The organism is Roseofilum capinflatum BLCC-M114, assembly GCF_030068505.1.
GTDB classification, from domain to species: Bacteria; Cyanobacteriota; Cyanobacteriia; order Cyanobacteriales; family Desertifilaceae; genus Roseofilum; species Roseofilum capinflatum.
The window spans coordinates 46971-60889 of the sequence record NZ_JAQOSO010000001.1 but is presented as its reverse complement, the minus strand read 5'-3'; the positions used below and the strand labels follow the sequence as shown (position 1 = coordinate 60889).

Genomic DNA, 13919 nt, shown 5'->3' with positions numbered 1-13919 from the left:
GCTATAGTATTTACAAATCATGGAAAACGGCATGGATAGCTTGTTCGATATCTTTCGTTATAGCCAGGGCTGATCCCATTCTCTGACCCTATTCCCTATTCCCTATTCCCTATTCCCTATTGCCTATTGCCTATTGCCTATTCCCTCCAAGCATAGGTTTCCAGAAGTCTTCTAATGAGACTTCTAATCCTTTCATGTTGCGAAGAAGTGGTCATTATTTCTAATAGTCCTTGGTTATAACTCAGGCGCAAATTGCGGGAGGGAGAGAGCGTTGTCACCAGAGTTTCATACTGTTGCCAAGAAATATTGTTCAAAGTAATGCGCGGCTCCATTAGAGTGGGAGCCACTAACTGAGAGAGGGCGATCGCTGGAATATCAACGGTAACTTTCATCAGATTTCATGCTATTTTTGCAAACAAGCGGCGATCGTTGCCATCACTGACTCGGATAAACTTGATAAATTATAACCTCCCTCCAAACCAAACAGAATTTTGGAGGTAAGTTGTAAACAAGCTTGGGTGAATGTGCCATAATCATCGGGAACCAAATGCATACTCGCTAAGGGATCGTCTTTGGTGGCATCATAACCGGCACTAACGATCAACAAATCGGGGTTAAACTGCTCTAAAAAGGGGATGGCTTGACTCTCAAAGGGGGGCCAATACTCTGCCATTCCAGAGCCTGGAGGTAAAGGAATATTTAAAACATTTTTATACTCTCCCCGCTCTGTGGCTCTACCGGTTCCCGGATAAAAGGGAAACTGATGGAGAGAACAATAGGCAATTTGCCGATGACTTTGAACGATCGCCTGAGTGCCATTCCCATGATGAACATCCCAGTCTAGAATAGCGACTCGCTCGACTCCCGGTTGTGCTAAAGCATAGTGAGCGGCGATCGCCGCATTAGAAAACAAACAAAATCCCATCCCCCGTTCCGATTCTGCGTGATGTCCCGGAGGACGTGCCAACACAAATGCCGGATTTCCTGTGGCTAAAACCTGCTCTACACCATCGATCCAACCATTCACGGCTAATAGTGCCACATCATAACTCTGAGCCGAAATCGGGGTATCCCCATCGAGTAACCCCCCTCCTTTTTGGGCAATTTCTCGCACCCGTTGAATATGTTCGCGGGTATGGATCTGCTCTATCCAGGGTAAAACTGGGCGCACATCTACGGGAGTCGGCGATCGCCAATCAAGAGATTCGGCCGATAGACTAGATTTTAGCAAATCGGCGATCGCCCCCAGACGCTCCGCCCTCTCCGGATGTCGTCCCGTATCATGACGCAAAAATTCCTCAGAATAAATAATTGGAAATGACATACAAGCCCCTGATTCTCACCCACTTTAAATTTGTTTCTATTTTATAGCCCTAAACACTCCTTAGCATTCAATTAACAATTAACAGTTTTTAGGTCTACTCACTCCCCCATCCCCCCATCTCCCCATCCCCCCATCTCCCATGGAATTTGTAAGCTTTTCTAAAGGATCGATGCAGTATGAACAACTGGTATTAAAATAAAAGCCAACCCCCTTCTGGGGAATTACGGGATTTTTTCTCCCCGCAATCACTCTCGCAACCCAACAGAACACGACATTGGCTCATCATGCTTTCTCTATCCTCTGCTCTACCGCAAATTACCAACGAAATCGAACGTCATCCCGAATCCCTGCGGATGAAGAAAATGCTAGTCTGTGCCTGGCAAGATATTTGGGAAAATGATGCTAAACGCTTACAAGCTGTGTCTTTGCAGGCGCTACTCGAATCAGTGATTGATAAATATCCCACTCTAGAGGATCTCAGTGAAGCCCTACAACGGATTGCTAATACCCTGAATAAAAGACAAGAATATCAGGCGATCGCCAACAGTATTATTCTGATTGTCGGCAAAGTCTATCCCGATACCGAAGAAGCCACCCAAGTATACACGGCTCCCCCGACCCATATTACCCTAGCCTCTCATCAGCCTCTACCCAGTTCTGCACCTGTTGTCGATCCACCAGTAAACACTCAAATTCGCACCGGTTATGATCCCTTCAATCTCCGTTTAGACCTGGTGCGATATACCAATCCCCTCCGAGCTAAGATCCTATTATTTTCTGCGTTACACCAAAAATCTCATTTAGAAGAACAAGATTGGGTGAACCTGAAAACCGAAAACCTCGATAGCTTGCTCTATCGCATCTACGAACAGTGTGAAACCTTTGCCAAATTAGAAGCATGTCTGTGTGAGACGGCCAATAACGCCCAAGAAGACAGCATGGAATGTAATCAAGCTGCCGGAGCTATCCTCCAATGTATGGGGCGGTTTTATCAAGATTGGGAACCAGGAATGGAAGATGCGGTAAATCGAGCTAAGGCTTACCGTAATCCTGGAGAGTTAAGGGGGACAAGGGTTCAAAACTCCTCTAATTTTAGCGATCTCGAACCCGAATCAACTCGTCGTATCTTGCCTTCCTAGGGGCAAAATCTATTAGCAAAATTATTTGGGCATGATTGGCCAACTATCCATCAAGGGCATGAAGAGGACGTATGAACGCTCAGGAACTGATTAAGCGCTATGAATCTGGAGAGCAAAAATTTGCGGGTGCAAAGCTCAATCGCGCCAATTTGAGAGGAGCCGATTTGATTGGGATTTACTTGTATCAAGCGGATTTACAAGGAGCCAATTTAATGTTTGCCTATCTCAATCGAGCGAACTTAAATCGGGCGAATTTAATGGGAACTCAATTGGGAGGCGCGAATTTAACCCAAGCCAGTATGACTTCGGCGAAGTTACATGATGCGGATTTACATGGCACAACGTTGCAAAAAGCCGATCTGCGGATGACGGATTTAACCTTGGCGAATTTGGTGGATGCCAATCTGATGGAAGTGGATTTGCGCGGGGCAGATTTAAGTGGCGCTAATTTAACGGGGGCTTGTTTAAGGGGGGCCAATTTACGAGAAGAGCGCCGGGCTTATATGTCGTTTTTGCGGGGAACGACCTTGCATCGGGCAGATTTACGGGGGGTGAATTTGTCAGGGGCCGATTTGTCTAAGGTGGATCTCAGTGAGGCGAATTTAAGTGAGGCAACGTTGCGAGAGGCGGATTTAACGGGAGCAAATTTACAGGGCGCGAATTTGCAGGGAGCCTTTTTTACGGAAGCTCTGCTCAGTCAAGCGAATTTACGCTATGCCAATTTGGCCGATGCCAGGATGGAACGGGTGAACTTGATTGATGCGGATTTAATGCGGGTGAATTTGCAGGGCGCTCTGTTGGCGGATGCGAAGATGAATCGGGTGAATTTGGACGAGTCGGATTTAACGATGGCACGTTTGAATCGGGCAGATTTGAGTCGGGTAACGTTCCGCAATGCCATGTTGAAGAAAGTTGAGTTGATTGATGCTTATTTGGGACGAGCGGATTTGAGTGGGGCGAATTTAGCTGAGGCGAATTTGTTTAATGCGGAGTTGAGTAGCGCTAATTTGATGGGGGCAACGTTGCGGGGTGCGACTCTACCGGATGGTTCGATTAACCGTTGATGGATAGAGCGGGTTAAATTAAATTGACCAGAGTTGGCGATCGATGGGAGAATCGAAAGGGCCTATTGCGGCACTGTTCCCTCTCACCCCTCGCTGTCTTTTACCAAACATGGGCAGAACCTGGACTTACAATGAAGTGTTACTCCCTGGTCAGAGGGAACCATTAGGTGTATTACAGACGTTAATTGAGTCTAGGCTCTTTTCTGAATACGGCGTGTATCAGAGTGAGGAAGTGGTACGATTTGCGGGGAATCGGGCGATCGCCGTTTCGGTGGATCTCCAGCAGGTAACGCTCCAAGGGCTGATTGAGGATCGATATTTTCCCGTGGATGACCCGTTGAAGCAGGTGGAAGAGGCCTTAGCTTCGATTCCTCTGGAGCAGTGGACAGCCTATGGTTATGTGAGTTTTGATTGTGTTCGCTATTATTATCCGTATCGGAAGGCGATCGCCGGCCCCCTACTGTATTTTTTTGTGCCTGCGACAGAAGTGATTATGACTTCCGATCGGATTCTTGTGCGTACCCTAGAGTCTCCTGAACCGGTTTGTAAGTTATTACAGGATTCTGAATGTAGAACGACCCAGAGTCGGACAAGGCCAGAATTAGTCTTGACCGATCGAGACCAATATCAGACCCAAGTAGAAACCCTGCAAGCCGCAATTCATCAAGGGGAATTACATAAGGCGATTCTCTCTCGCTCCGTGAAACTCAAGGGCAATTTAGATATTTTAGGAACCTATATCCTGGGGAATCAACAGAATCAGGCTCTTCGTTCCTATGGGTTGCACCTTCCTGGAGTAAGGACGGTAGGCTTTAGTCCAGAAATTTTGATGCAATTATCCCACGATCCCTTGAAGGGGCGAACATTAATGACCAATCCCGTAGCGGGAACTCGCCCCAGGGGAGAGACTCCAGAAGCAGATGAACAGCTCAAACGCCAGTTATTTGCGGATGCGAAGGAAGTTAAAGAACATGCTCTGTCCATTTGGTTGGTACAAGATGAAATGCAGCAGGTTTGTACACCGGGGACGGTCAAAGTAATGGACTTTATGCAGGTGAAGCAGTACCGATGGGTACAGCATTTATCATCCGAAGTTCAAGGTCAATTGCGCTCTAATCACTCTCTCTGGGATGCCCTGAAGGTGTTGTTTCCGGGGGTAACGGTTTCGGGAATTGAGAAGGAGGTGGCGATCTCCTGGATCGATCGCCTAGAAACCGAACCCAGAGGCATTTATGCTGGGGCGATCGGCTGGATCAACTCTCAAGAAGAGGCAGATTTAGCCATTCCCATTCGGTCAGCCTATCAATATGGAGAATGGATTTATCTCAATGCGGGTGCAGGAATTATGGCCGAATCGGTTGCCCGCAATGAGTATATTGAATCTGTGAATAAAATGAATACGATGTTAACCAACTTAGTTTTGGAATCATGAACGCTCCATCTTCTGCTCAACCCATCACGCCTTGTTTTTGGCCCCTAGAACAACTCCCCGGACTCAGTGCCAAGCACTACAGCCAATTATCAGATTTAGGCTTAGAAACAACGGCGGATCTGCTCAAAACAATAACTCCCATGCCCAAACGCATCGAATACGGTCAAAAATTGCGATTACCGCTCCAAGTTTTAAATAAATGGATTGCCTTATCGGACTTAGCCAGACTCGAAAGTATTGGCTGTCAGTATAATGGTTTGTTACTCCATGCCGGAGTTGCATCAGTAGCCCAACTTTCCCAGATGTCTGCTCCTCAGTTACATCGTCAAGTGCTGAAATTACAAGTTTCTCTCATGCAGCGCCGCGATCTTTGTCCATCGGTAGATAAAGTCGCTCAATGGATTTATGAGGCAAAAAAAATCAATGGGTAATACAGCAATTTCCTCTACTATGAGGTACATTACAGCGCAAAGCGCTGTATTACTCATTTGACTGCCATACTCCTTGCTCACGTAGGGCTTGAATAATTTTTAGATTGGCTTTGGGAAAGGGAAATTGATCTAATTCTTCTAAAGTCACCCAACGAATGTCTTGGCATTCTATGGCTTGAGGTGTCCCCGAACAGTGGCGACAATTATAGACATTTAAGGTGACCCGAAAATGGGTATAGGCATGGTCAATAGTAATCAGATGATCGCCCACTTCTATGTCTATGGCAAGTTCTTCTTGAATTTCCCGTTTAATACACTCTGGTAGAGTTTCATCCGGTTCGAGTTTGCCGCCAGGGAACTCCCACAAACCGCCGAGTAATCCTTGGTCTAAACGACGGTCAATGAGCAGTTGTCCTCGATCATTCCAGATGACGGCAACACCGATGTTTTTGTGAGGGCGAACAGGGGGAGTTTCACGCATGGGCCAATGGGTAGGGGTTCCGGTTTGATGGGCGAGACAATGGGGACTCCAGGGACAGCGATCGCATTTTGGCGCTTTCGGAGTACAAATTGTTGCTCCTAAGTCCATCAGGGCTTGATTAAAGTCTCTGGGATTCTCCCGATCTACCATAGCATCCGATAATTGCCAAAGCTGTTTCTGAGCTTTCCCTGGGGGCTTCGGTAGCGTTGTTAGTCTAGCGAAGATGCGTTTAACATTGCCATCTAATATAGAAATGGGTTGATTAAAGGCAGCGCTGAGAATGCCCCCAGCCGTGGTGCGGCCAATACCCGGTAAGCTTAAGACTGGTTCTAACTGTTGGGGAAAAATGCCCTGATGCTTTTCCATCACTTGCTGGGCAGCCTGATGGAGATTCCGCGCCCGGCTATAATAACCCAATCCTTCCCAGAGTTTCAGCACCTGTTGTCGGTCAGCTTGGGCTAAGGTTTCTAGGGTAGGAAAGGCTTGCAACCAGCGATCGTAATAGGGTAAAACCGTCTTCACTTGGGTTTGCTGGAGCATAATCTCGGAAATCCAAATCCGGTAAGGGTCTCGCTCTTTTCGCCAAGGCAAGACCCGACCTGCATCATCATACCAGTGCAGTAGAGCTGCTCTGAGGAACTCCAGAACAGCAGGTTCAGGAAACGTCCAAGGAGTTTGTGGGGATGGAGAAAATGAAGACACCTGAACCTGCTGGAAACTTGACTTCAGTAAACCTTACTCAGTCTCAGCTCCGTGAGATTCAGAGGCTGACCAGGTATGTTCAAACATCATACGCTGTTCTGCATTACGCAAAAAATAGCCACTGATCATGGCGGAGGCTAAGAGGCGGCCGAGGTTTTCTCGGTTGGTGGTTACGGTAACCCCAAATTGTTCTGACGGAAGATGGCCCAGAAGTCCAATGATGTTGTTTTCCATGACTTGGAAAACTTCGGAAGAGGTAGGTTTAGAGAGTTGAGCCACGGTTTCCGGACTCAAAGATTGAACATAATCCCATAATAAGTTATTGTCAGTGTCGCCCTGAAATAATTCAGGATTTTGATTCGACGGGTTATTCACGTTAGACCTCCGTACAGTTCACCGCGACAACTTCTAGCCTTTTAGGTCGGAGCCGCTTTTGCATTCGAGATTGAGTCATAGTAACAGGTCACTACTGTGCTGTTTTGTCAATCGTTATGCTTATAAACTAATGTAACAGTTTCTTGGTAAAGGCGGGGAGCCGATAACCCCTCTGAAAATGGCGGATCTTCCTGGTTGACCGGGATTAGGCGAATTTGGGATTCTCTCGTGTAATGTCAATGGTAACCTGGCCACCAAAGTCGGGTATGGGAGGAGATTTGATCACGCGCACGCCGACTTTTTGTAGAGCTGGGCGTTGGTGGGGTTGGTTTTCCAGGTTCAGCAGGTCATCGGCGATCGCCGTAGCCAGCTTTTCAATTAAGTCAAATTTATTGCTGCTCACGATGGTCTTAACCCGGTCAATGGCTTCACAGTAATTGAAGGTGTCATTGATATTATCACTCTGCCCAGAGACCGATAAATCTAACCACAAGGATAGATCGACGGTAAACCATTGTCCGAGTATTTTTTCTTCGGGTAAGTAGCCAATATATCCATAACAGCGAATATTGGAGACGTGAATACAATCCATGATGGGGTTAAGGGCAGGGATACAGAGCTGATGGGATTGATTATCCCATTGTCTGGTCTCCCCTGGCAATGGAATCACGTGAGAACAAGGAAGTAGGAAAAACTGCTACAAAATACCGATCGCATGTAAGATCCCTTTTCCACTGAACAACTCTACCAGTAAGGCAATAAAGCCCAACATTGCCAACCGACCATTCCAGACTTCGGCGCTAGTGGTGATTCCCATTTCCCAGCGCTCTTGAGGATACATTTTCAGTTCTTCAGAAGGACGCACCACATCGGAGAATTTCTGGCTCGGAGAGTTGAGCGAATCAAGCACTAAATCGGCTAAATCGTCAATAAATCCGGCATGGGTATCGAGAGCAGGGACGCGGCGGAAATTGCTAATTCCGGCTTCTTCTGCCACTTCTCGATATTCAATATCGATTTCTTGCAGGGTTTCAATATGTTCGCTCACAAAGCTAATGGGAATCACTAAGACATCTTTCACCTGTTTTTCGCCCAATTCTTGTAGGGCATCTTCCGTATAGGGTTGTAGCCATTCTACTGGGCCAACACGGCTTTGATAGGCTAGGGTATGGGGATTGGGGCGGTTCAGAGTTTTGACAATGAGGGACGTACAGGCTTCGATTTCTCGTTGATAGGGATCGCCTGCTTCTTCTACATAGCTGACGGGAACCCCATGGGCGCTAAAAAACAGATGGACTTGATCGGGATGTTCAAATTGATCTAATTGCTGGGCAATCAAGTCTGCCATGGCTTGGAGATAGCCGGGGCGATCGTACCAGGAGGAAATCAGGCTATATTTAACGTTATTCCCCAATACTCGGTCTTTTTCCCATAGTCTTTCCAAAACTCGGAAACTCGAACCACTGGTGCTAATGGAAAACTGGGGATAGAGGGGGAGAATGACCAGATGATCGATTTTATCTTGTTTGATTTCGGCGATCGCATCTTCTGTAAACGGATACCAGTAGCGCATTCCCACATAAATTTTCGCCTCTTGTCCCTTTTTGGCTAAACTCGCTTCCAGGGCTTGGGCTTGTTCTTCCGTAATTCTGCGTAGGGGAGACCCGCCACCGATTTGCTTATAATTTTCTTGAGATTTTTTGTAGCGACTACTGGAAATCAACCAGGCTAGGGGTTTCTGTAACCAGGCCACCGGCAGGCGAATAATTTCTGGATCGGAAAATAGATTAAACAAGAACGGGCGAACATCCTCTAATTTTTCCGGCCCACCTAAGTTTAAGAGTAAAACCCCAACACGACCCATAATTTCTTCGGTTCCCTTTGTAAATAACTATCTCATGTTTGTTACTGATTTTAACATTAATCTAGCGCTTTGCGCGGGTAATGGGTAATAGAATAATCTTACTCAACTCGTTTGCGGGCAAAGACGGGACAGACACCATCGGGACTGACTCTAAATTCAAATAAGGCTGAGGCTGGATTCCAACAGCGCTGCCCACGATAATGGGCGCAGTTCCCGCAACAGTCGAGATCGGGGGGCATTTTCGGAAGTCCTTGGGACAGTAATTCCCGTTGAGAGAGAGGGCGAATGACTAGCTCTTCTCCTTGCCAACGGGCTTCTAGAATGCCGGTATCGCTGAACTGTTGCCAACGGCGATCGCGGGTAATTTCTTCGGGTAAATGGATGCCAATGGTGGTCTCTAATTCCATTAATTCCCCTTCATAATGGGTTTCGGGAGCCGCCGGTTGAATAAAGGTATCACCAATAGGTAATTCTACTCGTTTATTAGTTTGGGGACAATGGAGATGATAACGATTTTGGAGTTCTTCCAAACCCGCTAAATCTGCTAGATAAGCATGACTGCCATGAAAAAAAACAATATGTTGGGGACGAATATTATGAATCAGTTGGGTCGTTCCTAAACCATCACAATGTTGGGAAAAGAGATAGGTTTCAATTTTAACACCTTGAATCCGCTCTAAGGTTTGGGCCAGTTGAGCCGTATCTTCGGCATGTTCAGACAACAAGACTAACCAGCTCTCCGGATCGGCTTCAATCCATTGCTGGAGATTGGATTGACGATGGGCAACCACAATCGAGGGATATCGGGGCAGTTGGCCAGAGTCCTGATTCTCTGGAAGGCGACGCACCTGGGGACGGACTCGCTCATCCCAAAACAAGGATTGATGTTGGGCAAAATTTTGCACATTGCTGGGCAGATGGGGCAAAATATCTAGATAGGCATCGCAGCCTTTGGCAATCGTTTCATCGACCCAAATATCAATATCTTGGCCGGTAAACTGATGATGAGAGCGCAACAACATGAGGAGTTCTTGACCGAGACCGAGAACCGGAACCGGTAGTAAAACGGATTTTTGTTGTTTTAGAGTTGTGTAAATTCGCGAGGCTAGATGGTTTTCCTGGTGGCGACGGTTGGGATGACGGGCGGTTCCGTAGGTGGCTTCGATAATCAGCACATCTGGTTGGAGTCCGCGCACATCTTCAATCCGCATCCGTTCTACGAGCCGGGAGTTAGAGGAAAAGTAATCGCCGGTGTAGAAGAGGGTGTAGGTACGTTCTGGGGCCCTGTAGGTAAGCAGGAGGGAGGCCGCTCCTGGGAGATGGCCGCAGGGATAGAGTTGGGCACTCAGATGGGGTTTGAGGGGTTGCGGCGATCGCCACCCTAAAGGCTGACAAGCCTTCTCTTGTAGGCCTTGTAAGGATAGGAGTTGCCGAGTAACCTCACTAGCATAAATGGGCACATGGGGAAACCGAGCCGATAAATCCGGCAGACCTCGACAATGGTCAGGATGGGCATGGGAACAGAAGACCAGATCAACTGCCTCAGTCGCAAGCAGGGGATCGATCTGATGCAAACCGCAGTCGAGCAAGATGCGATAGGGGCCCATCCGCACCAGTAAGCAGACTCCATCCCCAGATTGACCTGTCCCATAGGGAATACATTCAAGGGTAATCAAGGGTTGACACGAGATAGGGTGGGCAGGAGAATCGGCGATACTATTCAAATTCTACACGGCTTGCCCTGCCCACCCTACAGAGGATTAATGGGCAGAACCGTTACCGTGGTAGTTGTCGGAGTCGTAGAACCCGTTTTTGGTTCCGAAAAATAAGGTAGTGACTGTAAACAGGGCAGTCAGAATGACTAGAATCAATTTAACATCCATAGTCTTGGGGTTATGATTTAAGGTTTTCAGTTGTGAATGATAGCGTATTGGCCCAAGGGGCGATCGCTAGGGTTAGAGCTTGGGTTAATCCGGATTCGATTCTGGGTGCTGGCGAATTTGCTCGGCTTCTGGACACTCATCTGAGACCAGCAGTTCACTATTGCCCTTGGGACAATTTGAGAGCTTTTGGGTCACTGCACCAATGCTTTCTAGGCGAACCATTTCTTCCCAAGCACAGATCTCATCCTCCTCTTCGGTTTCATAGCGAATCGTGACTAAATCTCCTTCGATTTCTAGAACGCGAGCGCATTCTATCCAGCGTTGCTGGTCTCGCAAGAAAATCCAGACTTCACGACCCTCGGAGCAGAGTTGATAGATCTTGCGATGTAGCATAATTGGCTATGTTATATGTGGCTTTAGAGTTGGGCTTTTCAAATGTTATCGCTTATTTTAACGATAGAACCATAGAATTGGATCGAATTTCGTAAATTGTACAAATTTTTTCGGTGACCGATCGCGATCGCCTTCCCGGAACCTAGAGAGTTTGCTACCCTAGAGGATGCTCTCTTCCCTGTTAGTCTTATGTTGCTCCATCTCAGCACCTGGCCAGAAGTCGAACGCTACCTTGAACACTCTACAGGCTTAATTTTGCCCATTGGCTCCACCGAACAACACGGGCCAACCGGGTTAATTGGTACAGATGCCATTTGTGCCGAGGCGATCGCCAAAGGAGTCGGCCAAAAAACCCAAGCTCTAGTTGGCCCCACCATCAACGTCGGTATGGCCCTCCATCATACCGCCTTCCCCGGAACCATGAGCCTCCAGCCCTCCACCCTAATTTTAGTGATCAAAGACTATCTCACCTACTTAGCCCAAGCCGGATTTACCAAATTCTTCTTTATTAACGGTCACGGGGGCAATATTTCCCCCATGAAAGCCGCCTTTTCTGAACTCTATACCCACCTAGCCCACCTCAACATCGACCCCGAAGGAAAAGTCACCTGCCATTTAGCCAACTGGTTTATGTGTCGCAGCGTCTATAAACACGCCCAAGAATTGTACGGCGATCAAGAAGGGTCTCACGCTACCCCCAGCGAAGTCGCCCTCACCCAGTACGTTTATCCCGACTCCATTAAAACCGCCCCCCTCTCTCCAGAAGTTGGCAAAGGTCACCCCATCACCACCCCCGCCGAATTCCGTCGCCACTATCCCGATGGTCGCATGGGGTCAAACCCCGCCCTAGCCACCCCAGAACATGGCAAAGAATTTTATAACTTAGCCGTAGAAGAGTTGACCGAGAGCTATCAGAAATTCATCGGCAAGAGTTAGGCCAGAAAAACGACCTACAGTGCCGTGACACAGCTAAAATAGTGCCTTAGCGTAGGGTGGGTTAGGCGGCTAAAACCTAGACTCTGACAGCAATCTATCAATCCGCCGTAACTCACCATTTTAGGGTTGCCAGTCCAGTAGGGGCTTTCAGTCCGTTTCGCTATGCGCTCCGCGCAGGCTACGCCAACGCGACATGAAACACCCCTACAATCAATCCTAATTTTTGCTGGCAATGATCCTCAAGGGGATTTAACAAAGGATATTTAAGAAACCGTCGTTACCCCTGGACAAGCCACCTTCGTTCCACCTAAGCCACAATACCCACCAGGATTTTTGGCTAGATACTGTTGGTGATAGTCCTCAGCGTAATAAAACTCAGGCGCATCAATAATTTCCGTAGTAATTTCCCCATATCCCGCCTTCTTCAGCTCTTCTTGGTAGACTTGGCGGGATTTTTGTGCCAGTTCCTTCTGAGGCTCAGAATAGACATAAATGCCAGAACGGTATTGGGTTCCCACATCATTCCCTTGGCGCATTCCTTGGGTGGGGTCATGACTTTCCCAGAAGACTTTCAGCAGGGTTTCATAACTTGTTTGTTGGGGGTCAAACACCACCCGCACCACTTCATTATGACCCGTTCGACCGGTGCAGACTTCCTGGTAGTTGGCGTTAGGAGTATATCCCCCCGCATACCCTACAGCCGTGCTAAACACTCCCGGTTGTTTCCAGAAACAGCGCTCTGCTCCCCAAAAACAACCTAAGCCAAACATCGCCATTTCCATGCCCTCTGGGTAGGGCGGTTGCAGAGGATTGCCATTGACGAAGTGTTTTTCGGGTACAGGCATGGAGACTTTACGCCCCGGTAAAGCTTCTTCAGCAGTGGGGAGGGTGGCTTTCTTGCCTAATCCAAATAGAAACATAGAGCAATTCTGAAATAAGGGAACACCTTCTATTGTTACAAAACTTTGTGAAGTTGGCAGTCCCTTTTCCCCTTCTGCCCACCCTCCTAGCGATGATAGGCTAGTATAGTCAGTTAAAATGGGCAGATGCATGGGAAAAAAGAAGAAAGCGAGCGAAAAAAAACCCGGTAAACTCTCCAAGGAAACATATGAATCTGAATTAACTAAGCTTCATGCCGAATTAGTTAAGTTGCAATATTGGGTACAAGCCAAGGGATTGAGGATTATTGTGGTCTTTGAAGGTCGAGATGCAGCCGGAAAAGGCGGCATGATTAAGCGCATTGTCGATCGCGTTAGCCCTAGGGTGTTCCGCGTCGTTGCCCTGCCGACTCCTTCAGAAAGGGAAAAGACTCAGTTGTATTTCCAGCGCTATATTCAGCATTTTCCCGCAGCCGGAGAGGTCGTTATTTTCGATCGCAGTTGGTACAACCGGGCCGGTGTTGAGCGGGTGATGGGATTTTGCACCGATGAAGAGTACCAGAGATTTTTGCAATATACCCCCACGTTTGAACATATGATTGTCGATTCGGGGATTCAACTGATTAAATATTGGTTAGATACCAGCATGAAAGAACAAGAACATCGCTTCCAAGACCGCATTCACGATATGCGTAAAGTCTGGAAGTTGAGTCCCATGGATGTTCAATCCTATCAACGCTGGTATGAGTATTCCCATGCTAGAGATAAGATGTTGAAAGCGACAGATACGGATTTAGCTCCTTGGTATATTGTGCCGGCCGATCATAAAAAACGGGCCCGCCTCAATTGTATTTCCCATTTCCTCAGTTTAATTCCCTATGAAGAGTTGCCGATTCAACCGGTAAAATTGGGTAAGCGAGATCTCAAGCATCAATATGACGATCATTTGTCGTTGAAGGACAGACGGGTTATTCCTCAAAAGTTCTAGATTAGAAAGATGAAGAAATGGTTGGCAAC

The 13919-nt window shown here is 47.5% G+C and carries 16 protein-coding genes; 6 read left to right on the top strand and 10 right to left on the bottom strand.

Features of this window, described 5'->3' with window-relative positions; genetic code table 11:
- Positions 1 to 137: 137 nt before the first annotated feature.
- Together PMG25_RS00295 and PMG25_RS00290 are read right to left on the bottom strand one after the other, a co-directional pair.
- Entirely contained in the window at positions 138 to 392 is a 255-nt protein-coding gene (locus PMG25_RS00295) for a hypothetical protein (RefSeq protein WP_283764917.1), read from the bottom strand.
- An 11-nt stretch (positions 393 to 403) separates the two neighbouring features.
- Positions 404 to 1324 (bottom strand): histone deacetylase family protein, encoded by a 921-nt coding sequence (locus tag PMG25_RS00290; RefSeq protein WP_283764916.1) that lies wholly within the window; start codon positions 1322 to 1324, stop codon positions 404 to 406.
- Between the two features lie 284 nt (positions 1325 to 1608).
- On the opposite strand from PMG25_RS00290, the gene PMG25_RS00285 reads away from it, so the two are divergent.
- The 4 genes from PMG25_RS00285 to PMG25_RS00270 all read left to right on the top strand — a co-directional run bounded on the left by PMG25_RS00285 (position 1609) and on the right by PMG25_RS00270 (position 5390).
- Positions 1609 to 2463, top strand: coding sequence for a hypothetical protein (locus tag PMG25_RS00285; RefSeq protein ID WP_283764915.1), 855 nt, complete (start codon positions 1609 to 1611; stop codon positions 2461 to 2463).
- A gap of 71 nt (positions 2464 to 2534) precedes the next feature.
- Positions 2535 to 3527, top strand: coding sequence for a pentapeptide repeat-containing protein (locus tag PMG25_RS00280; protein ID WP_283764914.1), 993 nt, complete (start codon positions 2535 to 2537; stop codon positions 3525 to 3527).
- A gap of 109 nt (positions 3528 to 3636) precedes the next feature.
- A complete protein-coding gene (locus PMG25_RS00275; RefSeq protein WP_283764913.1) occupies positions 3637 to 4959 on the top strand; it encodes an anthranilate synthase component I family protein in 1323 nt (440 codons plus the stop codon).
- Positions 4956 to 5390, top strand: a complete 435-nt coding sequence (locus tag PMG25_RS00270) for a DUF4332 domain-containing protein (RefSeq protein WP_283764912.1) — start codon at positions 4956 to 4958, stop codon at positions 5388 to 5390. The genes PMG25_RS00275 and PMG25_RS00270 overlap by 4 nt, the downstream gene beginning before the upstream one ends.
- Before the next feature lie 49 nt (positions 5391 to 5439).
- Here PMG25_RS00270 and mutY read toward each other — a convergent pair whose 3' ends face one another.
- From mutY to PMG25_RS00235, 7 genes are all read right to left on the bottom strand, one after another.
- Positions 5440 to 6573: an A/G-specific adenine glycosylase gene (mutY, locus tag PMG25_RS00265; RefSeq protein WP_283764911.1), complete on the bottom strand. Its 1134-nt coding sequence runs from the start codon at positions 6571 to 6573 to the stop codon at positions 5440 to 5442.
- Positions 6574 to 6606: 33 nt separating this feature from the next.
- On the bottom strand, positions 6607 to 6948 hold the full coding sequence (locus tag PMG25_RS00260; RefSeq protein WP_283764910.1) for a DUF760 domain-containing protein: 342 nt from the start codon (positions 6946 to 6948) through the stop codon (positions 6607 to 6609).
- A 205-nt stretch (positions 6949 to 7153) separates the two neighbouring features.
- Positions 7154 to 7540, bottom strand: a complete 387-nt coding sequence (gene folB, locus PMG25_RS00255; protein WP_283764909.1) for a dihydroneopterin aldolase — start codon at positions 7538 to 7540, stop codon at positions 7154 to 7156.
- A 105-nt stretch (positions 7541 to 7645) separates the two neighbouring features.
- A complete protein-coding gene (gene hemH / locus PMG25_RS00250) occupies positions 7646 to 8812 on the bottom strand; it encodes a ferrochelatase (RefSeq protein WP_283764908.1) in 1167 nt (388 codons plus the stop codon).
- Positions 8813 to 8910: 98 nt separating this feature from the next.
- Entirely contained in the window at positions 8911 to 10485 is a 1575-nt protein-coding gene (locus PMG25_RS00245) for an MBL fold metallo-hydrolase (RefSeq protein ID WP_347178701.1), read from the bottom strand.
- Between the two features lie 87 nt (positions 10486 to 10572).
- Entirely contained in the window at positions 10573 to 10695 is a 123-nt protein-coding gene (locus PMG25_RS00240; RefSeq protein ID WP_283764906.1) for a hypothetical protein, read from the bottom strand.
- An 84-nt stretch (positions 10696 to 10779) separates the two neighbouring features.
- The gene (locus PMG25_RS00235) at positions 10780 to 11088 is read right to left on the bottom strand and encodes a DUF6679 family protein (protein WP_283764905.1); all 309 of its coding nucleotides are present in this window, start codon (positions 11086 to 11088) and stop codon (positions 10780 to 10782) included.
- A gap of 189 nt (positions 11089 to 11277) precedes the next feature.
- Here PMG25_RS00235 and PMG25_RS00230 point away from each other — a divergent pair, with 189 nt between their 5' ends.
- Positions 11278 to 12024 (top strand): creatininase family protein, encoded by a 747-nt coding sequence (locus PMG25_RS00230; RefSeq protein ID WP_283764904.1) that lies wholly within the window; start codon positions 11278 to 11280, stop codon positions 12022 to 12024.
- Between the two features lie 263 nt (positions 12025 to 12287).
- Here the strand turns inward: PMG25_RS00230 and msrA are convergent, their stop codons facing one another.
- The gene (gene msrA, locus PMG25_RS00225; protein ID WP_283764903.1) at positions 12288 to 12944 is read right to left on the bottom strand and encodes a peptide-methionine (S)-S-oxide reductase MsrA; all 657 of its coding nucleotides are present in this window, start codon (positions 12942 to 12944) and stop codon (positions 12288 to 12290) included.
- Between the two features lie 130 nt (positions 12945 to 13074).
- On the opposite strand from msrA, the gene ppk2 reads away from it, so the two are divergent.
- Entirely contained in the window at positions 13075 to 13890 is an 816-nt protein-coding gene (gene ppk2, locus PMG25_RS00220) for a polyphosphate kinase 2 (RefSeq protein WP_283764902.1), read from the top strand.
- Positions 13891 to 13919: the final 29 nt, after the last annotated feature.